Annotated in this window: 26 protein-coding genes; 19 read left to right on the top strand and 7 right to left on the bottom strand. The window is 56.7% G+C overall.

The window, feature by feature from the left end:
* Positions 1 to 21 precede the first annotated feature (21 nt).
* From ppiA to argD, 5 genes are all read left to right on the top strand, one after another.
* Positions 22 to 594 (top strand): peptidylprolyl isomerase A, encoded by a 573-nt coding sequence (gene ppiA, locus ET34_RS0110240; protein WP_031521758.1) that lies wholly within the window; start codon positions 22 to 24, stop codon positions 592 to 594.
* Positions 595 to 701: 107 nt separating this feature from the next.
* Positions 702 to 872, top strand: coding sequence for a YhfG family protein (locus ET34_RS21770; RefSeq protein WP_072002007.1), 171 nt, complete (start codon positions 702 to 704; stop codon positions 870 to 872).
* A complete protein-coding gene (locus ET34_RS0110230; RefSeq protein WP_031521757.1) occupies positions 862 to 1,464 on the top strand; it encodes a putative adenosine monophosphate-protein transferase Fic in 603 nt (200 codons plus the stop codon). Before ET34_RS21770 ends, ET34_RS0110230 begins: the two co-directional genes overlap by 11 nt.
* A gap of 32 nt (positions 1,465 to 1,496) precedes the next feature.
* Complete coding sequence (pabA, locus tag ET34_RS0110225; protein ID WP_031521755.1) at positions 1,497 to 2,060, top strand: aminodeoxychorismate synthase component 2; 564 nt, start codon at positions 1,497 to 1,499, stop codon at positions 2,058 to 2,060.
* Between the two features lie 87 nt (positions 2,061 to 2,147).
* On the top strand, positions 2,148 to 3,368 hold the full coding sequence (argD, locus tag ET34_RS0110220) for a bifunctional acetylornithine/succinyldiaminopimelate transaminase (RefSeq protein WP_031521753.1): 1,221 nt from the start codon (positions 2,148 to 2,150) through the stop codon (positions 3,366 to 3,368).
* Here argD and ET34_RS0110215 read toward each other — a convergent pair whose 3' ends face one another.
* Positions 3,369 to 5,453, bottom strand: coding sequence for a YccS/YhfK family putative transporter (locus ET34_RS0110215; RefSeq protein ID WP_031521752.1), 2,085 nt, complete (start codon positions 5,451 to 5,453; stop codon positions 3,369 to 3,371).
* 60 nt (positions 5,454 to 5,513) lie between these two features.
* A complete protein-coding gene (crp, locus tag ET34_RS0110210) occupies positions 5,514 to 6,146 on the bottom strand; it encodes a cAMP-activated global transcriptional regulator CRP (RefSeq protein WP_000242758.1) in 633 nt (210 codons plus the stop codon).
* Between the two features lie 305 nt (positions 6,147 to 6,451).
* Here crp and ET34_RS0110205 point away from each other — a divergent pair, with 305 nt between their 5' ends.
* A complete protein-coding gene (locus tag ET34_RS0110205; protein ID WP_031521749.1) occupies positions 6,452 to 6,856 on the top strand; it encodes an OsmC family protein in 405 nt (134 codons plus the stop codon).
* Between the two features lie 45 nt (positions 6,857 to 6,901).
* Here the strand turns inward: ET34_RS0110205 and ET34_RS0110200 are convergent, their stop codons facing one another.
* The 4 genes from ET34_RS0110200 to ET34_RS0110185 all read right to left on the bottom strand — a co-directional run bounded on the left by ET34_RS0110200 (position 6,902) and on the right by ET34_RS0110185 (position 11,172).
* Positions 6,902 to 7,771: a phosphoribulokinase gene (locus ET34_RS0110200; RefSeq protein WP_031521747.1), complete on the bottom strand. Its 870-nt coding sequence runs from the start codon at positions 7,769 to 7,771 to the stop codon at positions 6,902 to 6,904.
* A gap of 65 nt (positions 7,772 to 7,836) precedes the next feature.
* A complete protein-coding gene (locus ET34_RS0110195) occupies positions 7,837 to 8,055 on the bottom strand; it encodes a YheU family protein (protein WP_031521745.1) in 219 nt (72 codons plus the stop codon).
* Positions 8,052 to 9,071, bottom strand: coding sequence for a hydrolase (locus ET34_RS0110190; RefSeq protein WP_031521743.1), 1,020 nt, complete (start codon positions 9,069 to 9,071; stop codon positions 8,052 to 8,054). The genes ET34_RS0110195 and ET34_RS0110190 overlap by 4 nt, the downstream gene beginning before the upstream one ends.
* 196 nt (positions 9,072 to 9,267) lie before the next feature.
* Positions 9,268 to 11,172, bottom strand: a complete 1,905-nt coding sequence (locus ET34_RS0110185; protein ID WP_031521740.1) for an ABC transporter ATP-binding protein — start codon at positions 11,170 to 11,172, stop codon at positions 9,268 to 9,270.
* A gap of 261 nt (positions 11,173 to 11,433) precedes the next feature.
* On the opposite strand from ET34_RS0110185, the gene kefG reads away from it, so the two are divergent.
* From kefG to slyD, 4 genes are all read left to right on the top strand, one after another.
* Complete coding sequence (kefG, locus tag ET34_RS0110180) at positions 11,434 to 11,985, top strand: glutathione-regulated potassium-efflux system ancillary protein KefG (protein WP_031521734.1); 552 nt, start codon at positions 11,434 to 11,436, stop codon at positions 11,983 to 11,985.
* Positions 11,985 to 13,790, top strand: coding sequence for a glutathione-regulated potassium-efflux system protein KefB (gene kefB, locus ET34_RS0110175; protein ID WP_031521732.1), 1,806 nt, complete (start codon positions 11,985 to 11,987; stop codon positions 13,788 to 13,790). Before kefG ends, kefB begins: the two co-directional genes overlap by 1 nt.
* A 9-nt stretch (positions 13,791 to 13,799) precedes the next feature.
* Entirely contained in the window at positions 13,800 to 14,000 is a 201-nt protein-coding gene (locus ET34_RS0110170; protein WP_031521730.1) for a YheV family putative zinc ribbon protein, read from the top strand.
* Positions 14,001 to 14,094: 94 nt separating this feature from the next.
* A complete protein-coding gene (gene slyD / locus ET34_RS0110165) occupies positions 14,095 to 14,676 on the top strand; it encodes a peptidylprolyl isomerase (protein WP_031521727.1) in 582 nt (193 codons plus the stop codon).
* A gap of 44 nt (positions 14,677 to 14,720) precedes the next feature.
* Here the strand turns inward: slyD and ET34_RS0110160 are convergent, their stop codons facing one another.
* On the bottom strand, positions 14,721 to 14,939 hold the full coding sequence (locus ET34_RS0110160; RefSeq protein ID WP_031521725.1) for a protein SlyX: 219 nt from the start codon (positions 14,937 to 14,939) through the stop codon (positions 14,721 to 14,723).
* Between the two features lie 230 nt (positions 14,940 to 15,169).
* Here ET34_RS0110160 and fkpA point away from each other — a divergent pair, with 230 nt between their 5' ends.
* The 9 genes from fkpA to tuf form a co-directional block, all read left to right on the top strand.
* Positions 15,170 to 16,003, top strand: a complete 834-nt coding sequence (gene fkpA / locus ET34_RS0110155; RefSeq protein ID WP_031521723.1) for an FKBP-type peptidyl-prolyl cis-trans isomerase — start codon at positions 15,170 to 15,172, stop codon at positions 16,001 to 16,003.
* Between the two features lie 181 nt (positions 16,004 to 16,184).
* Positions 16,185 to 16,913: a helix-turn-helix transcriptional regulator gene (locus ET34_RS0110145; RefSeq protein ID WP_031521721.1), complete on the top strand. Its 729-nt coding sequence runs from the start codon at positions 16,185 to 16,187 to the stop codon at positions 16,911 to 16,913.
* On the top strand, positions 16,913 to 17,299 hold the full coding sequence (gene tusD, locus ET34_RS0110140; RefSeq protein WP_031521719.1) for a sulfurtransferase complex subunit TusD: 387 nt from the start codon (positions 16,913 to 16,915) through the stop codon (positions 17,297 to 17,299). Before ET34_RS0110145 ends, tusD begins: the two co-directional genes overlap by 1 nt.
* Positions 17,299 to 17,658 carry a sulfurtransferase complex subunit TusC gene (gene tusC / locus ET34_RS0110135; RefSeq protein ID WP_031521717.1) on the top strand — a complete coding sequence of 120 codons (360 nt, stop codon included), beginning with the start codon at positions 17,299 to 17,301 and terminating at the stop codon, positions 17,656 to 17,658. The genes tusD and tusC overlap by 1 nt, the downstream gene beginning before the upstream one ends.
* Before the next feature lie 7 nt (positions 17,659 to 17,665).
* The gene (tusB, locus tag ET34_RS0110130) at positions 17,666 to 17,953 is read left to right on the top strand and encodes a sulfurtransferase complex subunit TusB (RefSeq protein ID WP_031521715.1); all 288 of its coding nucleotides are present in this window, start codon (positions 17,666 to 17,668) and stop codon (positions 17,951 to 17,953) included.
* Positions 17,954 to 18,078: 125 nt separating this feature from the next.
* Positions 18,079 to 18,453, top strand: coding sequence for a 30S ribosomal protein S12 (rpsL, locus tag ET34_RS0110125; protein ID WP_000246815.1), 375 nt, complete (start codon positions 18,079 to 18,081; stop codon positions 18,451 to 18,453).
* A 96-nt stretch (positions 18,454 to 18,549) separates the two neighbouring features.
* Complete coding sequence (gene rpsG, locus ET34_RS0110120; protein ID WP_003861706.1) at positions 18,550 to 19,020, top strand: 30S ribosomal protein S7; 471 nt, start codon at positions 18,550 to 18,552, stop codon at positions 19,018 to 19,020.
* Between the two features lie 95 nt (positions 19,021 to 19,115).
* Complete coding sequence (fusA, locus tag ET34_RS0110115; protein WP_031521714.1) at positions 19,116 to 21,230, top strand: elongation factor G; 2,115 nt, start codon at positions 19,116 to 19,118, stop codon at positions 21,228 to 21,230.
* A 70-nt stretch (positions 21,231 to 21,300) separates the two neighbouring features.
* The coding region (gene tuf, locus ET34_RS0110110; protein WP_031521712.1) for an elongation factor Tu at positions 21,301 to 22,220 on the top strand (920 nt) is incomplete at its 3' end.

Genomic DNA, 22,220 nt, shown 5'->3' with positions numbered 1-22,220 from the left:
TCGCTTTCGTAAGGAATTTTCATGCTCAAATCGACACTGGCGGCAGTCGCGGCTGTTTTAGCGCTTTCCGCAATCTCCCCGGCTGCACTGGCGGCAAAAGGCGATACTCACGTTCTGCTTACCACCTCTGCCGGCAACATTGAGCTGGAATTAAATAATCAAAAAGCGCCGATTTCGGTGAAGAACTTCGTCGATTACGTGAACAGTGGTTACTACAACAACACCACCTTTCATCGCGTGATCCCGGGCTTTATGATTCAGGGCGGCGGCTTCACCGCTGAAATGCAGCAGAAGCAGCCGAACCCACCGATTAAAAACGAAGCCGATAACGGCCTGCGTAACACCCGCGGCACTATCTCGATGGCGCGCACCGCTGACAAAGACAGCGCCACCAGCCAGTTCTTCCTGAACGTGGCCGATAACGCATTCCTCGACCACGGCCAGCGCGATTTCGGCTATGCGGTGTTTGGTAAAGTTGTGAAAGGCATGGACGTGGCCGATAAGATTTCGCAGGTGCAAACCCACGACGTCGGTCCGTATCAGAATGTGCCGTCCAAACCGGTAGTTATCCTCTCCGCGAAAGTTCTGCCGTAATTCCTTCCCCTGCGGGTGCCCGCCACCCGCATCGTCTCTTCCTGACGGCACATCCTTAAATTGCTGCTTATACTTGTGGCACATGAGGTTACGTTGAGGGAGACGCAATGACTAAAAAACTCACCGAAAAACAAAAGTCCCGGCTATGGGAACGGCAACGCAATCTCAATTTTCAGGCCAGCCGCCGGTTAGAGGGGGTTGAGATCCCGCTGGTGGAGTTGAGCGAAGAAGAGGCGCTGGCGCGTATAGAGACGTTAAGGGGGGAGTATGAGCGATAAATTTGGCGACGGGCGCGACCCTTATCTCTATGCCGGTTCGAAAGTAATGAAAAACCGTCTCGGCATTCGTCAGGCGCAGCGTCTGGAGCAGGCGGCGTATGAATTCACCGCGCTGCGTGCAGCCACGCTCGGCCCCGGCCCGGTGATTCGCGGTCTGCCGCACCTGTGCGCCATTCATCAGCATCTCTATCAGGACGTGTTCGACTGGGCAGGCGAACTGCGGGAAGTGGACATTTACGAAGGCGATACCCGTTTTTGCCATTTCGAATACCTTGAGAAAGAGGGCAACGCCCTGATGCAGGCGCTGGAAGACGAGGACTATCTGGCGGGGCTGGAGCGTGACGCGTTTATCGAGCGCCTCGCGCACTACTATTGTGAGATCAACGTCCTGCATCCGTTCCGCATCGGCAACGGGCTGGCCCAGCGTATCTTCTTTGAGCAGCTGGCACTTCACGCCGGGTATCTGCTGGACTGGCGCGAGGTAGACCCACAAGCCTGGAGCAGTGCAAATCAGGCGGGCGCGATGGGCGATCTGGCGCCGTTACAGACCATTTTCAGCAAAGTGGTGAGCGAAGCGCGGGAAAGCGAGTAAACTGACGCGGTTCGCGACGTTACGGAGCCGCTATGATACTGCTTATCGACAACTATGACTCTTTCACCTGGAACCTGTACCAGTACTTTTGCGAGCTGGGCGCGCAGGTTACGGTAAAGCGCAATGATGAGCTGACCCTGGCGGATATCGACGCGCTCGGGCCGCAAAAAATTGTTATCTCTCCTGGCCCCTGTACGCCCGATGATGCCGGTATCTCGCTGGAGGTGATCCGCCGCTATGCCGGACAGCTGCCGATACTCGGCGTCTGTCTGGGTCATCAGGCCATTGCCCAGGCTTCTGGCGCACGCGTGGTACGCGCCGCGAAGGTGATGCACGGCAAGACCTCCGTCATTACCCACACCGGCAAAGGCGTGTTTGCCGGCCTGAATAATCCGCTTACCGTCACCCGGTACCACTCTCTGATTGTTGAACCTGCAACGTTGCCTGCCAGTTTTGAAGTGACAGCCTGGAGCGATACCCGGGAAATTATGGGCCTTCGTCATCGGGAGTGGGATCTGGAAGGGGTGCAGTTCCACCCGGAAAGTATCCTCAGCGAGCAGGGCCACCAGCTGCTGGCGAACTTCCTGAACCGCTGATCTTTTCGTTGCCATTGTGTGATTTTTTATGCATATTTTGTGATTATGTTTTCATAATCGCGTTCGCGTAAAAATGATGGAGTTTCCATGGCAACTGAGCAAGCGGCAATCACCCGGGCAACATTCGATGAAGTCATCCTGCCGATTTATGCACCTGCCGAGTTTATCCCGGTCAAAGGCAAGGGAAGCCGCGTCTGGGATCAGCAGGGCAAGGAGTATATCGACTTTGCGGGTGGTATTGCCGTAACGGCGCTCGGACACTGCCATCCTGCGCTGGTTGAGGCGCTGAAAACGCAGGGCGAAACGCTCTGGCACACCAGTAATGTCTTCACCAACGAGCCTGCGCTGCGCCTGGCGCGCAACATCATTGATGCCACCTTTGCCGAACGCGTGCTGTTTATGAACTCCGGCACCGAAGCCAACGAAACGGCCTTTAAGCTCGCGCGTTACTACGCTTCCACCCGCCACAGCCCGTACAAAAGCAAGATCATCGCTTTCCATAACGCCTTCCACGGGCGCTCGCTGTTCACCGTTTCGGTCGGCGGGCAGCCGAAGTACTCCGACGGCTTTGGGCCAAAACCGGCTGACATCATCCATGTGCCGTTCAACGATCTGCACGCGGTGAAGGCGGTGATGGACGATCACACCTGCGCCATTGTGGTGGAGCCGATTCAGGGCGAGGGCGGAGTGACCGCCGCAACGCCGGAATTCTTACAGGGGCTGCGCGAACTCTGCGACCAGCATCAGGCGCTGCTGGTGTTTGACGAAGTGCAATGCGGCATGGGACGCAGCGGCACGCTGTTCGCCTATCAGCACTATGGCGTGACGCCGGATATTCTGACCAGCGCCAAAGCGCTCGGCGGCGGCTTCCCGGTCAGCGCCGTGCTGACGACGCAGGAGATCGCCAGCGCTTTCCACGTTGGTTCGCACGGCTCTACCTACGGTGGCAACCCGCTGGCCTGCGCAGTGGCGGGCGCGGCATTCGATATCATTAATACCCCGGAGGTGCTGGATGGTGTGCTTGCCCGTCGCCAGCAGTTCGTTGCGCACCTGCAGCAGATTAATCAGCAGTACGACGTGTTCAGTGATATTCGTGGTATGGGTTTGCTTATCGGTGCGGAGCTGCAACCGCAGTACGCCGGGTGTGCGCGTGACCTGCTGTATGCCGCTGCCAGTGAAGGCGTAATGGTGCTGAATGCCGGGCCAAACGTGATGCGTTTTGCCCCATCGCTGGTGGTGGAAGAAGATGAGATCGCCCAAGGGATGGCGCGCTTTGCCGCGGCGGTAGGTAAGGTGGTTAACGGCTGATTAGCTTTCGCCGCGCAGCCGTCGCTTCAACCAGATCCCATGCTGAGGCCGCTGGCGCCAGGCCACGGACGAAATGGTATGCATGGTGCTCAGGTGGCTGAGAATGCGCTGCAGGTGCTGCTCCATGGTGGTGAGCGGGCCTGAGGGCAACGACTCTGGCGGTTCGATGATGGTTGCGTCGTTGCTCGCTGACGGCGCGTCATACTCCAGCCGCTGCTGGCAGCGCTGAATGGCAATCTCACAGGATTGCAGATAGCGTTCGGCCAGCTGCGGCGTCAGCATGTTGTGTTCCCGGGCCAGCGTTGTGATGGCGTTGATGTGCTCGACCACGAACTGACTGTGGGTCACCCACAGCTTCATGTCCGCCAGATAGTGCGTGTTGAAGCCCGGCTCCTGCATCGCCTGGTTAAGGGAGTTATACACCGCGTTGTGCGCCTGGTTCACGCGCATACGCTGCCACGCCAGCGGTGTCGCCCCGGGGTTATCACTGAGGATCAGGCGTAGCGCGTCCTGATCCGCCTCCAGCGCATCGTGCGCATTCTGCCGCAGCAGACCGGTCTGCCACTGCGGCCACAGCCACACCATCCCGCCAAAGGCAATCAGACAGCCAATCAAGGTATCGACTAAGCGCGGCAGGATAAACTGCTCGGCGTTCAGGGTAATCAGCTGCAGGGTGTACACCGCCGTGACGGTAAAGCCGATCGTCGCCCAGCCGTAGCTTTTGCGGATGATCAGATAGCTCACCAGCGTAATCGCCAGCATCGCCAGCAGGGCGAATCCTTCCGGGAAGTGGAAATGCAGCGCCACGCCGGCAATCAGCAGCCCCGCCATGGTGCCGCCAGCACGGTGGAAGATCCGCACCCGCGTGGCGCCGTAGCCGTTCTGGGTAACGAACATAATGGTCATCAGGATCCAGTACGGTTTCGGCAGATGAAACGCGTTGCCCACCAGGCTGGCGATGCTCAGCATCACGGCGATACGCGCGGCGTTGCGCAGGGCCGCAGATTTAAAAGAGAGGTAACTTTTTAACGCCGGGAACAGCGGCAGGCGGCGCTGCCGGTCCTCCATCATGTCGCGCACGTACAGAGGGCGCTGGGTGCGCAGCACGCGGGCGATGCGGCTGAAGTGATAATCAAAAAATTGTCCGACCGGGTTATCGGGATGCTGACGGGCGATCTTTTCCAGCGCTTCGCTCTGCTTATCCATCGAAAAACGCGTCGGATAGCGGTGATAGAGAATATCGTCGGCAAGCGTGCGCAGCCGGCCGGCGACAGTTTGCGCTGTCCAGCGAATGACTTTTTCGGCGTGGGTCTGCTTCACCAGCTTTTGTACCTCTTCCGGCTGGTGCAGGCTGACCGAGATATGCTCCTGCAGGTCGAGCGCAATCTGGAACGCGCGCAGCAGGCGCCGGTAATCATTCTGGCGGTTGGCGGCCAGCATGTGCAGCTGCTGATAACACTGGCTGATGAGATCCACCACCTTCTGCTGATGTGCCAGCAATGGCGGTAGCGCGGTATCCGGGTCGATATGTCGGGTAAGCATGCTGTATTTCGCTTCACAGTAGCTCGCCAGTTCGCGATAGAGCAGACTGAGTGTCTCCCGCAGCGGCTGTTCACGCCACAGCCAGAACCAGAACCAGTTGAACGCGCCGTACCACAGCGTGCCGAGGGTGTAGATGAGCATTGGTTGCCAGACCGGCATGTTGCCGGCGAGGCTTAGGGTAAAGATCGCGGCGATAAGCGAGGCCGGGAGCAGGCGCGCATGCAGGCTGCTGATCTCCGCCGTCACGCCAAGCACCAGCGCCATGACGCTCAGAATAATCGGCAGAGGAAGTTGCTGATAAAGCAGAAGCTGGACTGCGAGACTACTGAGGGCAAACAGCGAGCCGCCGATAAACAGGCGTTTGAAGAAGCGTTTATGAGGTGTATCCAGCCCGGCAATATTGCAGCAGGCAGGCACCAGCGAGAAGAGCAAGCCCTGTTGCAGATGGCCCAGTATCAGGCCCACCGCCACGGGAATACAGAGCACCAGCGTTTGTCGGAGTGCGTAGTTAACTTCGGGGTGGTAAATCAGCCTGCGCCACATAGCCAACGAGCAGAGACAACAACGGCGTGCTACTTGCGTAACACGCCGTTGCGAAGCGGCTTAACGGGTTCCGTAAACCACGATGGTTTTACCGTGTGCGGAGATCAGGTTCTGATCTTCCAGCATTTTCAGAATACGGCCTACGGTTTCGCGGGAGCAGCCCACGATCTGGCCAATTTCCTGACGGGTGATTTTGATCTGCATTCCGTCCGGGTGGGTCATCGCGTCAGGCTGCTTTGCAAGGTTCAGCAGGGTCTGGGCGATACGGCCGGTTACGTCGAGGAAGGCGAGGTTGCCCACTTTCTCGGAGGTGACCTGCAAGCGACGCGCCATCTGCGAGGAGAGGCGCATCAGGATGTCCGGGTTCACCTGGATCAGCTGGCGGAATTTTTTATAAGAGATCTCAGCGACTTCACAGGCGGTTTTCGCGCGAACCCAGGCGCTACGCTCCTGGCCCTCTTCAAACAGGCCAAGCTCGCCAATAAAGTCACCCTGATTCAGATAGGACAGGATCATCTCCTTGCCTTCTTCATCTTTGATCAGCACTGCCACTGAGCCTTTAACGATGTAGTACAACGTTTCCGCTTTTTCACCCTGGTGAATCAGCGTGCTCTTAGATGGGTACTTATGAATGTGGCAATGAGACAAGAACCATTCAAGAGTCGGGTCTGTTTGCGGTTTGCCAAGCACCATGCGCTGTTATCCTCTGTTATAAACTGGCTCCAGAGTCCGGGTTATGCCCCTGCTCTGGGGTTGCTGTCATATATTCCCGCATCCCGGGAAGTGGCGCTCGTCAGATTTCGTCGCCTTTAATGAGTAAAATCCGCCGCATACATGCATAACATCAATGTTACATGATTACAGCCAGACTGTTTTAGCATAGCTTTTCATGGGTGTCTTGTATTGTCTCGTTTCAGCTTGACGCAGGTCGCCTTTCGTTGCCTGTTTTGCGGGCGACGAGTAATCTGTCGTCAAATCAGCAAGTCAGGAGAAGGCAAATGCAGGCACGTGTTAAATGGGTGGAAGGCCTGACCTTCCTGGGTGAATCTGCCTCCGGGCATCAGGTGCTGATGGACGGCAACTCCGGCGATAAAGCGCCAAGCCCGATGGAGATGGTACTGATGGCGGCGGGCGGTTGCAGCGCGATTGACGTGGTGTCGATTCTGCAGAAGGGGCGTCACGACGTGACCAACTGCGAGGTGAAGCTTACCTCCGAACGCCGGGAAGAGGCGCCGCGCCTGTTCACGCACATTAATCTACACTTTATCGTTACCGGTAAGGCGCTCAAAGACGCGGCGGTAGAGCGGGCGGTGTCGCTCTCGGCAGAGAAATACTGCTCGGTGGCGTTGATGCTGGAGAAAGCGGTGAACATCACCCACTCGTATGAGGTGATTGAAGCCTGACAGCAGGGCGGCGCTGACAGGCTTCATGCAGTCAGCGCCACACCGTTATTCGATTTTTTTCCCTTCCATCAACCGCTGCACCAGCGGCATCATAATCAGCTCCATCGCCAGCCCCATCTTGCCGCCCGGCACCACTAACGTATTCATGTGAGAAATAAATGAACCCTGCAGCATGGCCAGTAGCCAGGGGTAATCGATGCCCTCCAGATTGCGGAAGTGGATCACCACCAGACTCTCGTCCAGCGACGGGATAGTTTTCGCTGCGAATGGGTTGGAGGTATCCACCGTCGGCACGCGCTGGAAGTTGATATGGGTGCGCGAGAACTGCGGGGTGATGAAGTTGATGTAATCCTCCATCGAACGCACCACGGAGTCCATTACCGCCTCGCGCGAGTGACCGCGCTCGCTGGTGTCACGCACCAGCTTCTGGATCCATTCAAGGTTAACGATGGGCACCACGCCCACCAGCAGATCCACATGCTGCGCCACGTCGTGCTGTGGCGTGACCACACCGCCGTGCAGCCCTTCGTAGAACAGCACGTCCGTTGGCTCCGGGAGCGGCTGCCACGGCGTGAAGGTGCCCGGAACCTGATTCCACGGCACTGCTTCATCGTAAGTATGAAGGTATTTACGCGACTGGCCGCTGCCGCTGCGCCCGTATTGGCTGAACGTCTCTTCCAGCAGGCCAAAGTCGTTAGCTTCCGGGCCGAAGTAGCTGATGTGGCGACCGAGATCGCGCGCTTTGCGGATCGCCATGTCCATTTCAGGCCGGGTATAGCGATGGAAGCTGTCGCCCTCGATTTCGGCGGCGTGCAGATTGAGCTGGGTGAAAATCTTACGGAAGGCGAGGCTGGTGGTGGTGGTACCGGCTCCGCTGGAGCCGGTCACGGCAATAATCGGGTGCCTGGCTGACATAGGAAACTACTCCCTTGATGAGTACGCGACGTCACTGCACAGGCGGGAACAGGTTCTGAACGTCGTCAGCCGTGGAACTGACCGCGCGGCATAATGTTAATGGTTTCATGCAGTTCAGACCAGACCAGTACCGCTTCGCCCGTTTGCAGTTGACGTTTTACGTCCGAGACTTTTTGTTCGAGGCTGCGTTCATGTTCACCATAATCGGTGCCTTCGCGCAACACAAAAGATTCGAGCAGGTTATCGAGCGTGTCGGGATCGAGTTCTTTCCAGGGAATAATCATCGCACATCCAGATAATGAGTCAGCCAGTCAGGCACACGCTGTTCAAGCCACATCTGCGGGCGGCGCAGCGTACCGCTTACGAAACCCACATGCCCGCCATGGTCGGTCAGCTGGTATTCAATCGACGGCGGCAGCAGCGTCGGGTCGGGTATCACGTGATGATCCATAAAGGGATCATCTTTAGCATGGATGATAAGCATTGGTTTTGCGACATTGGGCAGCATCGGCATGGCGCTGCACTGGCGGTAGTAGTCCAGCGCGTCTGCAAAACCGTGGATTTTCGAGGTGATGAGATCGTCGAAGTCGCGCAGGCCGCGGATCTGTTTCAGCTGCTTGATACTGACCGGTAATGTGCCGGGATAGGCGTGCAGCTTGCGCGCCACGTTGGCTTTCAGCAGGTTGAGCAGATAACGCTGGTAGAAACGGCTGAAGCCTTTTTCCATGTGGTAGCAGCACTGCTCCAGCAGCAGCGGGGCAGAAACCACGACGCCAGCATCAAGCAGACAGTCGCTGCCCTGTTTCGCCATCAGGCAGGCCAGCATGTTACCGCCGAGCGAATAGCCCACCGCGGCGGTAGGCACATCGCCCCACGTGGATTTCAGCCACGACAGAAAATAGCTGCCGTCTTCGGTTTCCCCGGAGTGATAGATCCGCTTCATGCGGTTCGGTTCACCGCTGCAACCACGAAAATGCATCACTACGCCCAGCCAGCCGCGTTTCTTCGCCGCTTCGATCATGCCGTGCGCGTAGGGGCTGTGCAGGCTGCCCTCCAGGCCATGAAAGACCACCAGCCGGGGTTTGTGCGCCGCACCCGCCGGATCTTCGCTCCACGCGAGATCGACGAAATCACCGTCCGGCATGTCGAGCCGCTGCCAGTGCGGAGTAAACTTCACGCGACGGCGCAGCACGCGCGGCAGCATGGTTTGCAGATGCGGATTGCGCGCCCCCGGCATGGGAACAAAGTGCTGTGAGTCGGGGCGATGCGCTTCCAGCCCGGCGTGGGTGATCTCGGTCATGATGCTCATTTGAATAGTAAGTCTGATCAGGATTATATCGTGACCGGGGGTTAAAGTTGATGACTTTATCCCTTTCGATAAAGGGCGTGAATGCCAAAGTGAGGAGAAACGCGGGCGGTTAAGAGAGAGGGCCGCCCGCTGACGTGACGGCCATAGAGGAGGATCGCGCCGACGACGATAGCGCCGGCGCGGCGCATCATGGCTGGTTCAGCATCTGCTCCAGTGACTCCTGCGCGTCAAGCCATGCCATTTCACACGCTTCGAGACCGGCTTTGGTTTTCGCCTGCAGTTGCAGCGCCTCGTTCATTTCGGCTTTGCGGCCCGGATCGTACAGCCCGCTGTCGCTTAGCTTCTCCTCAACGCCAGCAAGGGTCGCGTTAAGCTTCTCCATCTCTTTTTCGAGGCGGGCGATCTCTTTGCGGATTGGCTGGGTCAGGGTGCGCAGCTCCGCCTCGCGGCGCTTCTGATCTTTACGCGCTTGTGCCGAGTTGGCGTTATCTTTGGCGGCCTCGTCGCCCTGGCTCTCCTGCTTCTGCACATCGCTCAGCCACTGCTGGTAATCTTCCAGGTCGCCGTCAAAGGCTTCCACTTTGCCGTCGTGGACCAGATAGAGGTCGTCGGTGGTGGAGCGGATCAGGTGGCGGTCGTGCGATACCACCACCAGCGCGCCTTCAAATTCGATAAGCGCATCGGTCAGCGCCTGACGCATGTCGAGGTCGAGGTGGTTGGTCGGTTCGTCGAGCAGCAGCAGGTTGGGGCGCTGCCAGACGATCAGCGCCAGCACCAGCCGCGCCTTTTCGCCGCCGGAAAAGCGCTCGGTGTTCTCGCTCACCTTGTCGCCCTGGAAGCCGAAGCCGCCGAGGTAGTCGCGCAGCTTCTGCTCCAGCTCCTGCGGGGCGAGGCGCGCCAGATGCTGCAATGGCGATTCGTCGGCGCGCAGAAACTCCAGCTGATGCTGGGCGAAATAGCCGAGCTTGATGCCCTTCGCGAGGCCGATGTCGCCGCTGACCGGGGCCAGTTCGCCCGCCAGCAGCTTAATCAGCGTGGATTTACCTGCACCGTTGCGTCCCAGCAAACCAATACGCGAACCCGGGACCAGGTTCAGCTTGATGGAGTCGAGGATAGTGCGATCCCCGTAACCCGCGCTGACCTTTTCCATTTTCAGCAGCGGGTTCGGCAGGCTTTCCGGCGCGCGGAAGCTGAAGTGGAACGGGTTATCCACGTGCGCCGGGGCGATCAGCTCCATGCGCTCCAGCATCTTAATGCGGCTCTGCGCCTGTTTGGCCTTCGAGGCTTTTGCTTTAAAGCGGTTGATGAAGCTTTGCAGATGCGCCACGCGCTCCTGCTGGCTTTCGTAGGTGGCCTGCTGCTGGGCCAGACGCGTCGCGCGCTGGCGCTCGAACGAGCTGTAGTTCCCGGTGTACTCGAACATGTTCTGCTGTTCGATATGAATGATTTTATCCACCACCGGATCGAGGAAGTCGCGGTCGTGAGAAATCAGGATCAGCGTGCCGGGGTAGCTTTTCAGCCAGCGCTCCAGCCAGATCACCGCATCGAGATCGAGGTGGTTGGTCGGTTCATCAAGCAGCAGCAGGTCAGAGCGGCAGATCAGCGCCTGAGCAAGGTTAAGGCGCATGCGCCAGCCACCGGAGAAATCACTCACCGGGCGCTCCAGCTGTTCGTTGCTGAAACCTAAGCCGTGCAGCAGGCTGGCGGCACGCGAACGGATAGTCCAGGCGTCAATGGCGTCCAGCTTACCGTGGAGCGTGGCGATAGCGTTGCCGTCGTTGCGCTCGTTGGCGGCGTGCAGGTCGCGCTCAAGCTGGCGATATTCGCGGTCGCCGTCGATGACATAGTCCATAGCCGGCATCGCCAGCGCGGGCGTCTCCTGGTTGACCCAGGCAAGCTGCCAGGTTCCCGGGAAGCTGAAGCTGCCGCCGTCTGCGCTAATCTCATTTTTCAGCAGCGCAAGCAGCGTGGATTTACCGCAGCCGTTTTTGCCCACCAGGCCGACTTTCTGGCCGGGGTTGATGGTGGCGGTGGCATTGTCCAGCAGCACGCGGGTACCGCGACGAATTTGTAGCGAGGAGAAAACAATCATAAGGCGCCGTTTGTTCAGACTATGTTAAATTGTCATTAAAAGGCTGTGCCGCTTCAGCCGCGCGATGCACTGTCATCTGCGTGCGTCAGTATCTCTGAGGAAGCGGAATCACCTTTAGTGACGCGCTGCGTCATGCATCGCGTGGGGCGCCATGGTAGCCCAAATTAATGACAATACACAAAATCATTCAGGCAACATCGCGGCACCCGAACGCCAAAGGCTGACTGAAAGAAAAGTACTATGACACCCTGGAGGGGAATGATGTCACAGCCGCCTAAAGTTCTGCTGCTGTATGCCCATCCGGAATCTCAGGACTCGGTAGCCAACCGGGTTTTGCTTAAGCCGGCTCAGCAACTGCCTCACGTCACCGTGCACGATCTCTACGCGCACTATCCTGACTTTTTTATTGATATTCCCCAGGAGCAGGCGCTGCTGAGTGAGCACGATGTGATTGTGTTCCAGTTTCCGCTCTATACCTACAGCTGTCCGGCGCTGCTCAAAGAGTGGCTCGACCGCGTGCTAAGCCGCGGTTTTGCCAGCGGCGTGGGCGGTAACCAGCTGGCCGGTAAGTACTGGCGTAACGTCATTACCACCGGCGAGCCGGAGGGGGCGTATCGCTATGACGGTTTTAATCGCTATCCGCTGAATGAAATCCTGCGGCCTTTCGAGCTGACCGCGGCGATGTGCCGTATGCACTGGCTCAATCCGATGATCGTCTACTGGGCGCGCCGTCAGTCGCCGCAGGAACTGGCAACCCATGCTGCCGCCTACGGCGAATGGCTGTCCTCCCCACATTTGCCGGGGGGCCGCTGATGGAAGGTGGAGATATTATGCTGGCCGGCGTGCTGTTTCTGTTCGCCGCCGTGGTGGCCGTACCGATTGCCGCCAGGCTCGGTATCGGTGCCGTGCTGGGTTACCTGCTGGCGGGCATTGCCATTGGCCCGTGGGGGCTGGGTTTTATCAGTGACGTAGAAGAGATCCTGCACTTCTCGGAGCTGGGCGTGGTATTCCTGATGTTTATCATCGGGCTGGAGCTTAACCCGTCAAAACTCTGGCAGCTGCGGCGCTCGATTTTTGGCGTGGGGGCCGCACAGGTGCTGTTCAGCGCGGCGCTGTTGGCCGGGCTGCTGATGCTCACTGACTTCTCGTGGCAGGCGGCGGTGGTCGGCGGGATTGGCCTGGCGATGTCGTCCACGGCGATGGCGCTACAGCTGATGCGCGATAAGGGCATGAACCGCAGCGAAGCCGGGCAGCTCGGGTTTTCGGTACTGCTGTTTCAGGATCTGGCGGTCATCCCGGCGCTGGCGCTGGTGCCACTGCTGGCGGGCAGCAGCGATCAGCCGCTCGACTGGATGAAGGTCGGCATGAAGGTGCTGGCGTTTGCCGGCATGCTGGTGGGCGGACGCTATCTGCTGCGCCCGGTGTTTCGCTATATCGCCGCGTCGGGCGTGCGCGAAGTGTTTACCGCCGCCTCGCTACTGCTGGTGCTTGGCTCGGCGCTGTTTATGGACGCGCTGGGGCTGTCGATGGCACTCGGCACCTTCATCGCCGGCGTGCTGCTGGCGGAAAGCGAGTATCGCCACGAGCTGGAGATGTCCATCGATCCCTTTAAAGGGCTGCTGCTCGGCCTGTTCTTTATTTCCGTAGGAATGGCGCTGAACCTCGGCGTCCTCTATACCCATGTATTGTGGGTGCTGATGAGCGTCGCGGTGCTGGTGGCGGTAAAAACCCTGATCCTCTACCTGCTGGCGCGCATCTATGGCTTGCGCAGCTCCGAGCGCATGCAGTTCGCCAGCGTGCTGAGCCAGGGCGGCGAGTTTGCGTTCGTGCTGTTCTCTACCGCCTCGTCCCAGCGCCTGTTTCAGGGCGACCAGATGGCGCTGCTGCTGGTGACGGTGACGCTTTCAATGATGACCACGCCGCTGTTGATGAAAGGTATCGACAAGTGGCTGGCGCATCGTTTCAATGCCGGCGATGAAGAAGTGGAAATGCCGTGGGTCGATGATGACGAACCGCAGGTGATTATCGTCGGCTTCGGGCGTTTCGGGCAGGTCATCGGGCGCCTGCTGATGGCAAACACCATGCGCATCACGGTGCTGGAACGCGATATCAGCGCGGTGAATCTGATGCGGAAATATGGCTATAAGGTCTATTACGGGGATGCCACCCAGGTGGAACTGCTGCGTTCGGCGGGTGCCGCGTCAGCGAAGTCCATCGTGATTACCTGCAACGAGCCGGAAGACACCATGAAGATTGTGCACCTCTGCCAGCAGCACTTCCCGCACCTCAGCATTCTGGCCCGTGCCAGAGGCCGCGTTGAGGCGCACGAGCTGCTGCAGGCCGGGGTGAAGCAGTTCTCGCGTGAAACCTTCTCCAGTGCGCTGGAGCTGGGGCGCAAAACGCTGATGACGCTGGGGATGCATCCGCATCAGGCGCAGCGCGCGCAGCTGCATTTTCGCAGGCTCGATATGCGCATGCTGCGCGAGCTGATGCCGGTCCATACCGACAGCGCGCAAATTTCCCGCGCCCGTGAAGCGCGACGCGAGCTGGAAGAGATCTTCCAGCGTGAGATGCAGCAGGAGCGGCGTCAGTTCGATGGCTGGGACGAATTTGAGTAAAGGTGAGTAATGTCGCAACGTAAACGGTTTATCGCCGGCGCAACCTGCCCGGCGTGCAAGGCTCAGGATTCGCTGGCGATGTGGCGCGAAAACAGCGTCGATATCGTGGAGTGCGTGAAGTGCGGACACCAGATGCGCGAGGCGGATAAAGCGGTGCGCGAGCACGTTCGCAAAGAGGAACAGGTGATCGGCATTTTTCACCCGGACTAGCGCTATAGCCCAGCTTTTTTTAAGCTAAGGGGTACACGGGTGCAGAATTCCGCTACAATCTGCGCCACTATTCTTCCCCTGCTCAGGAGATATCATGAAAGTAGCAAAAGACCTGGTGGTCAGCCTGGCCTATCAGGTACGTACAGAAGACGGTGTGTTGGTTGATGAATCTCCGGTGAGTGCGCCGCTGGATTACCTGCATGGTCACGGCTCTCTGATCTCTGGCCTGGAAACGGCGCTGGAAGGCCACGACGTTGGCGACAAATTCGACGTTGCGGTAACCGCGAACGACGCATACGGTCAGTACGACGAGAACCTGGTTCAGCGCGTTCCTAAAGACGTATTCATGGGCGTTGACGAACTGCAGGTTGGCATGCGCTTCCTGGCAGAGACCGACCAGGGTCCGGTACCGGTTGAGATCACCGAAGTGGAAGACGATCACGTTGTGGTTGACGGTAACCACATGCTGGCTGGCCAGAACCTGAAGTTCAACGTGGAAGTCGTTGCTATCCGCGAAGCGACCGAAGAAGAACTGGCTCACGGCCACGTTCACGGTGCGCACGACCATCATCACGACCATGACCACGATCACGATGGCTGCTGCGGCGGTCACGGCCACGGTCATGACCACGGTAACAAAGGCGGTTGTGGCAATGGCGGTTGTGGCTGCCACTAAGCTGCACTGCAAAAAAGGCGCCTCCGGGCGCCTTTTTTATTGCTTCAGTAGTGCGGTGGCGGGGTCTCTTCCGACTGCGACGCCATCATTGAGGGCTGGGTGGCTTTAAGCTTATCCACCAGCAGGCGCAGATGATCGCGCAGTCTCGCCATTTCCAGCTCGTGTTCCGTGACCGTCTGGTTCAGCGCGTCGATGGTGTGTTCCTGAAAGGCCAGTCGGCTTTCCAGCTCGGCCAGCCGTTCTTCGATTGAGTGCTGCGGCATAATTCCCCCGGTTGTTTTTTAGGCCAGCGTGGCAGGCGCGCCAGGATTTTACGCAAATTTCCCCGCTACCGATATATTCCGTAAGCGCAGGAAACTAATTTAAACAAAAATAGTCGTAATTAACTCGATCAGAAGGGGAGAGATTGTGTAGATTTCCTCCACGACGTTTTATATTACGTGTCTGAAATTTAGTTAACATGGGGAGCAATACCCCGACCCTGGAGATATGGATGAAATCATTGTTTAAAGTAACCCTGCTGGCCACCACCATGGCAGTTGCACTGAATGCTTCTACCGCATTCGCAGCGCCAGCGGCAGCGAAAGACGCCGCGGCGGACACCAAATCAGCAGCAGCGAACAAGGATGCGTTTAAAAGCGACGACCAGAAATCGGCTTACGCTCTGGGTGCATCGCTGGGACGTTACATGGAAAACTCCCTGAAAGAGCAAGAGAAGCTGGGCGTGAAGCTCGATAAAGCACAGCTGATCGCAGGCGTTCAGGATGCCTTCGCGGGCAACAGCAAAATGTCCGATCAGGACATTGAGAAAACTCTTCAGGAATTCGAAGCGCGCGTGAAGAATGCTGCGCAGGCTAAGATGGAAAAAGACGCGAAAGAGAACGCCGAGAAGGGTAAAGCCTTCCGTGACGCTTTCGCGAAAGAGAAGGGTACTAAAACCTCTTCTACTGGCCTGATCTACAAAGTAGAGAAAGAAGGCACCGGTGCTGCGCCGAAAGACAGCGATACCGTGGTCGTGAACTACAAGGGTACGCTGATCGACGGTAAAGAGTTCGATAACTCCTATACCCGTGGCGAGCCGCTCTCCTTCCGTCTGGATGGTGTTATCCCGGGCTGGACCGAAGGCCTGAAATACATCAAGAAAGGCGGCAAAATCAAGATGGTTATCCCGCCAGAGCTGGCATACGGGAAAACCGGCGTTCCGGGTATTCCGGCTGACTCCACCCTGGTCTTCGACGTAGAGCTGCTGGACATCAAACCGGCTGCTAAACAGGATGAGAAGGCACCGGCAGCAGGCGAAGAAAAACCGGCCGCTGCGCAGAAGTAAGTTTCTGATACGAAACCGCCGCCCCAATTGGGCGGCGGTTTTTTATTTGTGGCAGGATATAATAAAAACTGGAAAGCGCGTCTGACGCTGTATTACTTTAGCCGTCTGCGTAACAACTGAGTAATGAGTCTGCCCTGACACGATAATACGACAGGCTCTCTTTAGAGGGTGGTATCTTTTCATGTCCAATTCGCTTTTAACCAACGAAACCAGTGAGCTCGACTTACTGGATCAACGTCCCTTTGACCAGACCGACTTCGATATCCTTAAATCCTATGAAGCGGTGGTTGACGGCTTAGCGATGCTGATTGGTTCCCATTGCGAAATTGTGTTGCACTCATTACAGGATTTGAAATGTTCCGCCATCCGCATCGCCAACGGCGAACATACCGGTCGTAAAATCGGCTCACCCATTACTGACCTGGCGCTGCGTATGCTGCACGACATGACCGGCGCCGACAGTAGCGTATCGAAGTGCTATTTCACCCGAGCAAAAAGCGGTGTGCTGATGAAATCGGTGACCATCGCCATCCGCAACCGCGAACACCGGGTGATTGGCCTGCTGTGTATCAATATGAATCTCGACGTGCCGTTCTCGCAGATCATGAGCACCTTTATTCCGCCAGAGACGCCGGACCAGGAAGTGCCGTCATCGGTTAACTTCGCCTCGTCGGTGGAGGACCTGGTGACCCAGACGCTGGAGTTCACCATCGAAGAGGTCAATGCCGACCGCAACGTGTCCAATAACGCCAAGAATCGCCAGATCGTGCTCAATCTTTATGAGAAAGGCATCTTCGACATCAAAGACGCGATAAACCAGGTGGCGGACCGCCTGAATATCTCCAAGCACACGGTCTATCTCTACATTCGCCAGTTCAAAAGCGGTGATTTTGTCGGGCAGGAGCGCTGATGCGTTTTGCCATGATGGTGACGGGCCCGGCTTACGGCACGCAGCAGGCGAGCAGCGCGTTACGCTTCGCGCAGGCCGTGCTGGCGGAAGGGCATCAGCTTGAAAGTATCTTTTTCTATCGTGAAGGCGTGTATAACGCCAATCAGCTCACCGCGCCGGCCAGCGACGAGTTCGATCTGGTGCGCGCCTGGCAGCAACTGAACCAGCAGCACGGCGTGGAACTGCATATCTGCGTTGCGGCTGCGCTGCGACGTGGCGTGACCGACGATGAGCAGGCGGCGCTGCAGCAGTTGCCTGCCGCTAACCTGCAGCCCGGTTTTACCCTGAGCGGCCTGGGTGCGCTGGCGCAGGCGACCCTGGCCTGCGATCGGATGGTACAGTTCTGATGAAACGCATCGCTTACGTTTTTACTTCTGCTCCCCACGGTTCCAGCGCCGGCCGCGAAGGGCTGGATGCGCTGCTGGCGACTTCTGCCCTGAGTGAGGAGATTGGTGTCTTCTTCATCGGTGACGGCGTACTGCAACTCCTGCCGGATCAGCAGCCAGCGAAAATTCTGGCGCGGGACTATATCGCGACCTTCCGCGTGCTGCCGCTCTACGACATTGAGCAGTACTGGGTGTGCGCCCGCGCTTTGCGAGAACGCGGCCTGGCAAAGCACCAGACGTTAGTGCTGGATGCCGACATCGTTGAGCCGGACGCCTGGCGCGCGCGCCTCAACGACTATGACGTGGTATTAACTTTCTGAGGCCGACATGCTGCACACTCTGAGCCACTCTCCCTGGCACTGTGATTTCTCGACCTTTCTTTCGGCGCTGCAGCCGGGGGATGAGGTGCTGCTGCTGCAGGACGGCGTGATTGCTGCGATTGAAGGCGGCTTGTTCCTTGAAAAGCTGCGCAGCGCCCCCATCTCAGTGAGCGTGCTGCGTGATGACGTTGAAGCGCGCGGCCTGTCTGCTCAAATTTCGAACAGTATCGTTAGGGTTAGCTATACTGATTTCGTCAGAATGACGCTCAGTCACCAAAGTCAAATGGCCTGGTGACGTTGCGATCTCTGTATATTTCTTGACACCTTTTCGGGTCAGCCCTAAAATTCCGCGTCCTCATATTATATGAGGGCGTTTTATTACGTGTTTACGAAGCAAAAGCTAAAACCAGGAGCTATTTAATGGCAACAGTTAACCAGCTGGTTCGCAAACCACGCGCACGCAAAGTTGCAAAGAGCAACGTGCCAGCGCTGGAAGCCTGCCCGCAAAAACGTGGTGTATGTACTCGTGTATATACCACCACTCCGAAAAAACCGAACTCCGCACTGCGTAAAGTGTGCCGTGTTCGTCTGACTAACGGTTTTGAAGTGACTTCCTACATCGGTGGTGAAGGTCACAACCTGCAGGAGCACTCCGTGATCCTGATCCGTGGCGGTCGTGTAAAAGACCTCCCGGGTGTTCGTTACCACACCGTTCGTGGTGCGCTCGACTGCTCCGGCGTTAAAGACCGTAAGCAAGCGCGCTCCAAGTATGGCGTGAAACGTCCTAAGGCTTAATGGTTCTCCGTTAAGTAAGGCCAAACGTTTTAACTTAAATGTCAAACTAAACTCGTAGAGTTTTGGACAATCCTGAATTAACAACGGAGTATTTCCATGCCACGTCGTCGCGTCATTGGTCAGCGTAAAATTCTGCCGGATCCTAAGTTCGGATCAGAACTGCTGGCTAAATTTGTAAATATCCTGATGGTAGATGGTAAAAAATCTACTGCAGAAGCAATCGTATACAGTGCACTTGAGACCCTGGCTCAGCGCTCTGGTAAAAATGAACTGGAAGCTTTCGAAGTCGCTCTCGACAACGTGCGCCCGACTGTAGAAGTTAAGTCTCGCCGCGTTGGTGGTTCTACTTATCAGGTTCCGGTTGAAGTTCGTCCGGTTCGTCGTAATGCCCTGGCAATGCGTTGGATCGTTGAAGCTGCTCGTAAACGCGGTGATAAATCCATGGCTCTGCGCCTGGCGAACGAACTTTCTGATGCTGCAGAAAACAAAGGTACTGCAGTTAAGAAACGTGAAGACGTTCACCGTATGGCAGAAGCCAACAAGGCGTTCGCACACTACCGTTGGTAATCCCTTCGGAGTCTTAGTCACAAGGCGGGCGCTTCAGGTAAGCCGCCCGCTTTTTGGCAACTTATTCTGAACGCCTAAGGCAATAGAGGAATCAAATGGCTCGTACAACACCCATTGCACGCTACCGTAACATCGGTATCAGTGCGCACATCGACGCCGGTAAAACCACTACTACCGAACGTATTCTGTTCTACACCGGTGTAAACCACAAAATCGGTGAAGTTCATGACGGCGCAGCTACCATGGACTGGATGGAGCAGGAGCAGGAGCGTGGTATTACCATTACCTCCGCAGCGACTACTGCATTCTGGTCTGGTATGGCTAAGCAGTATGAACCGCATCGCGTAAACATCATCGACACCCCGGGCCACGTTGACTTCACCATCGAAGTAGAACGTTCCATGCGTGTTCTTGACGGTGCGGTAATGGTTTACTGCGCAGTTGGTGGTGTTCAGCCGCAGTCTGAAACCGTATGGCGTCAGGCGAACAAATATAAAGTTCCGCGTATCGCGTTCGTTAACAAAATGGACCGTATGGGCGCGAACTTCCTGAAAGTTGTTGATCAGATCAAAACCCGTCTGGGCGCGAACCCGGTTCCGCTGCAGCTGGCGATTGGTGCTGAAGAAGGCTTCACCGGTGTCGTTGACCTGGTAAAAATGAAAGCCATCAACTGGAACGAAGCTGATGCTGGCGTTACCTTCGAATACGAAGATATCCCGGCTGATATGCAGGACCTGGCTGAAGAATGGCACCAGAACCTGATCGAATCCGCAGCTGAAGCATCTGAAGAGCTGATGGAAAAATACCTGGGCGGCGATGAGCTGACCGAGGAAGAGATCAAGACTGCACTGCGTCAGCGTGTTCTGAACAACGAAATCATCCTCGTAACCTGTGGTTCTGCGTTCAAGAACAAAGGCGTTCAGGCAATGCTGGATGCGGTAGTTGATTACCTGCCGTCTCCGATTGACGTACCTGCAATCAACGGCATGCTGGATGACGGTAAAGATACTCCGGCTGAGCGTCACGCAAGCGACGAAGAGCCGTTCTCTGCACTGGCGTTCAAAATCGCTACCGACCCGTTCGTTGGTAACCTGACCTTCTTCCGTGTGTACTCCGGTGTGGTTAACTCTGGTGATACCGTACTGAACTCCGTGAAATCCGCACGTGAGCGTTTCGGCCGTATCGTACAGATGCACGCTAACAAACGTGAAGAGATCAAAGAAGTTCGCGCGGGCGACATCGCTGCTGCAATCGGTCTGAAAGACGTGATCACTGGTGACACCCTGTGTGACCCGGATCACCCGATCATTCTGGAGCGTATGGAATTCCCTGAGCCGGTAATCTCCATCGCCGTTGAGCCGAAAACCAAAGCTGACCAGGAAAAAATGGGTCTGGCTCTGGGTCGTCTGGCGAAGGAAGACCCGTCATTCCGCGTATGGACTGACGAAGAGTCTAACCAGACCATCATCGCCGGTATGGGTGAGCTGCACCTCGACATCATCGTTGACCGTATGAAACGTGAATTCAACGTTGAAGCGAACGTCGGTAAACCTCAGGTTGCTTACCGCGAAGCGATTCGTGCGAAAGTTACCGATATCGAAGGTAAACACGCCAAGCAGTCTGGTGGTCGTGGTCAGTATGGTCATGTTGTTATCGACATGTACCCGCTGGAGCCGGGCTCTAACCCTAAAGGTTACGAGTTCATCAACGACATTAAAGGTGGTGTAATTCCTGGTGAATACATCCCTGCCGTTGATAAAGGCATTCAGGAGCAGCTGAAGTCTGGTCCGCTGGCTGGTTACCCGGTAGTTGACATGGGTGTACGTCTGCACTTCGGTTCTTACCATGACGTTGACTCCTCTGAGCTGGCGTTTAAACTGGCAGCTTCTATCGCCTTTAAAGAAGGCTTTAAGAAAGCTAAACCAGTTCTGCTTGAGCCGATCATGAAGGTTGAAGTAGAAACGCCGGAAGAGAACACTGGTGATGTCATCGGTGACCTTAGCCGTCGTCGTGGTCAGCTGAAAGGTCAGGAATCTAACGCTACTGGCGTTCAGATCCATGCTGAAGTTCCGCTGTCAGAAATGTTTGGCTATGCAACTCAGCTGCGCTCACTGACCAAAGGTCGTGCTTCTTACTCTATGGAGTTCCTGAAGTATGATGATGCGCCGAACAACGTTGCTCAGGCCGTAATTGAAGCCCGTGGTAAATAAGCCACAGGGTTAAAACCAAAGTCCCGTGCTCTCTCCGGTGGGGGAGAGCACTATAGTAAGGAATATAGCCGTGTCTAAAGAAAAATTTGAACGTACAAAACCGCACGTCAACGTTGGTACTATCGGCCACGTTGACCATGGTAAAACTACCCTGACCGCTGCAATCACTACCGTACTGGCTAAAACCTACGGCGGTGCTGCCCGCGCATTCGACCAGATCGATAACGCGCCGGAAGAAAAAGCTCGTGGTATCACCATCAACACTTCTCACGTTGAATATGACACCCCGACTCGCCACTACGCACACGTAGACTGCCCGGGCCACGCCGACTATGTTAAAAACATGATCACCGGTGCTGCGCAGATGGACGGCGCGATCCTGGTTGTTGCTGCGACTGACGGCCCGATGCCGCAGACCCGCGAGCACATCCTGCTGGGTCGTCAGGTAGGCGTTCCGTTCATCATCGTGTTCCTGAACAAATGCGACATGGTTGATGACGAAGAGCTGCTGGAACTGGTTGAGATGGAAGTGCGCGAGCTGCTGTCTCAGTACGACTTCCCGGGCGACGACACTCCGATCGTTCGTGGTTCTGCTCTGAAAGCGCTGGAAGGCGAAGCTGAGTGGGAAGAGAAAATCATCGAACTGGCTGGCTACCTGGATTCCTACATCCCGGAACCAGAGCGTGCGATTGACAAGCCGTTCCTGCTGCCGATCGAAGACGTATTCTCCATCTCCGGCCGTGGTACTGTAGTTACCGGTCGTGTAGAGCGCGGCATCATCAAAGTTGGTGAAGAAGTTGAAATCGTTGGTATCAAAGATACTGCGAAATCCACCTGTACCGGCGTTGAAATGTTCCGCAAACTGCTGGACGAAGGTCGTGCGGGCGAGAACTGCGGCGTTCTGCTGCGTGGTATCAAGCGTGAAGAGATCCAGCGTGGCCAGGTACTGGCTAAGCCGGGCACCATCAAGCCGCACACCAAGTTCGAATC

The sequence above is a fragment of the Siccibacter colletis genome, from assembly GCF_000696575.1.
In the GTDB taxonomy this organism is placed as follows: domain Bacteria; phylum Pseudomonadota; class Gammaproteobacteria; order Enterobacterales; family Enterobacteriaceae; genus Siccibacter; species Siccibacter colletis.
This window is presented reverse-complemented; position numbering and strand designations above follow the sequence as displayed.

Excerpts from the sequence above, each read along its gene's own strand:
- ppiA (WP_031521758.1), top strand. The coding sequence starts at position 22 with ATGCTCAAATCGACACTGGCGGCAGTCGCGGCTGTTTTAGCGCTTTCC.
- kefG (WP_031521734.1), top strand. The coding sequence starts at position 11,434 with ATGTCACAGCCGCCTAAAGTTCTGCTGCTGTATGCCCATCCGGAATCT.
- kefB (WP_031521732.1), top strand. The coding sequence starts at position 11,985 with ATGGAAGGTGGAGATATTATGCTGGCCGGCGTGCTGTTTCTGTTCGCC.
- ET34_RS0110200 (WP_031521747.1), bottom strand. The coding sequence starts at position 7,771 with ATGTCAGCCAGGCACCCGATTATTGCCGTGACCGGCTCCAGCGGAGCC.
- ET34_RS0110170 (WP_031521730.1), top strand. The coding sequence starts at position 13,800 with ATGTCGCAACGTAAACGGTTTATCGCCGGCGCAACCTGCCCGGCGTGC.
- ET34_RS0110205 (WP_031521749.1), top strand. The coding sequence starts at position 6,452 with ATGCAGGCACGTGTTAAATGGGTGGAAGGCCTGACCTTCCTGGGTGAA.
- crp (WP_000242758.1), bottom strand. The coding sequence starts at position 6,146 with ATGGTGCTTGGCAAACCGCAAACAGACCCGACTCTTGAATGGTTCTTG.
- rpsL (WP_000246815.1), top strand. The coding sequence starts at position 18,079 with ATGGCAACAGTTAACCAGCTGGTTCGCAAACCACGCGCACGCAAAGTT.
- argD (WP_031521753.1), top strand. The coding sequence starts at position 2,148 with ATGGCAACTGAGCAAGCGGCAATCACCCGGGCAACATTCGATGAAGTC.
- tusD (WP_031521719.1), top strand. The coding sequence starts at position 16,913 with ATGCGTTTTGCCATGATGGTGACGGGCCCGGCTTACGGCACGCAGCAG.
- ET34_RS0110215 (WP_031521752.1), bottom strand. The coding sequence starts at position 5,453 with ATGTGGCGCAGGCTGATTTACCACCCCGAAGTTAACTACGCACTCCGA.
- tusB (WP_031521715.1), top strand. The coding sequence starts at position 17,666 with ATGCTGCACACTCTGAGCCACTCTCCCTGGCACTGTGATTTCTCGACC.
- fusA (WP_031521714.1), top strand. The coding sequence starts at position 19,116 with ATGGCTCGTACAACACCCATTGCACGCTACCGTAACATCGGTATCAGT.
- ET34_RS0110230 (WP_031521757.1), top strand. The coding sequence starts at position 862 with ATGAGCGATAAATTTGGCGACGGGCGCGACCCTTATCTCTATGCCGGT.
- ET34_RS0110190 (WP_031521743.1), bottom strand. The coding sequence starts at position 9,071 with ATGACCGAGATCACCCACGCCGGGCTGGAAGCGCATCGCCCCGACTCA.
- pabA (WP_031521755.1), top strand. The coding sequence starts at position 1,497 with ATGATACTGCTTATCGACAACTATGACTCTTTCACCTGGAACCTGTAC.
- fkpA (WP_031521723.1), top strand. The coding sequence starts at position 15,170 with ATGAAATCATTGTTTAAAGTAACCCTGCTGGCCACCACCATGGCAGTT.
- ET34_RS0110160 (WP_031521725.1), bottom strand. The coding sequence starts at position 14,939 with ATGCCGCAGCACTCAATCGAAGAACGGCTGGCCGAGCTGGAAAGCCGA.
- tusC (WP_031521717.1), top strand. The coding sequence starts at position 17,299 with ATGAAACGCATCGCTTACGTTTTTACTTCTGCTCCCCACGGTTCCAGC.
- ET34_RS21770 (WP_072002007.1), top strand. The coding sequence starts at position 702 with ATGACTAAAAAACTCACCGAAAAACAAAAGTCCCGGCTATGGGAACGG.
- ET34_RS0110145 (WP_031521721.1), top strand. The coding sequence starts at position 16,185 with ATGTCCAATTCGCTTTTAACCAACGAAACCAGTGAGCTCGACTTACTG.
- ET34_RS0110195 (WP_031521745.1), bottom strand. The coding sequence starts at position 8,055 with ATGATTATTCCCTGGAAAGAACTCGATCCCGACACGCTCGATAACCTG.
- rpsG (WP_003861706.1), top strand. The coding sequence starts at position 18,550 with ATGCCACGTCGTCGCGTCATTGGTCAGCGTAAAATTCTGCCGGATCCT.
- ET34_RS0110185 (WP_031521740.1), bottom strand. The coding sequence starts at position 11,172 with ATGATTGTTTTCTCCTCGCTACAAATTCGTCGCGGTACCCGCGTGCTG.
- slyD (WP_031521727.1), top strand. The coding sequence starts at position 14,095 with ATGAAAGTAGCAAAAGACCTGGTGGTCAGCCTGGCCTATCAGGTACGT.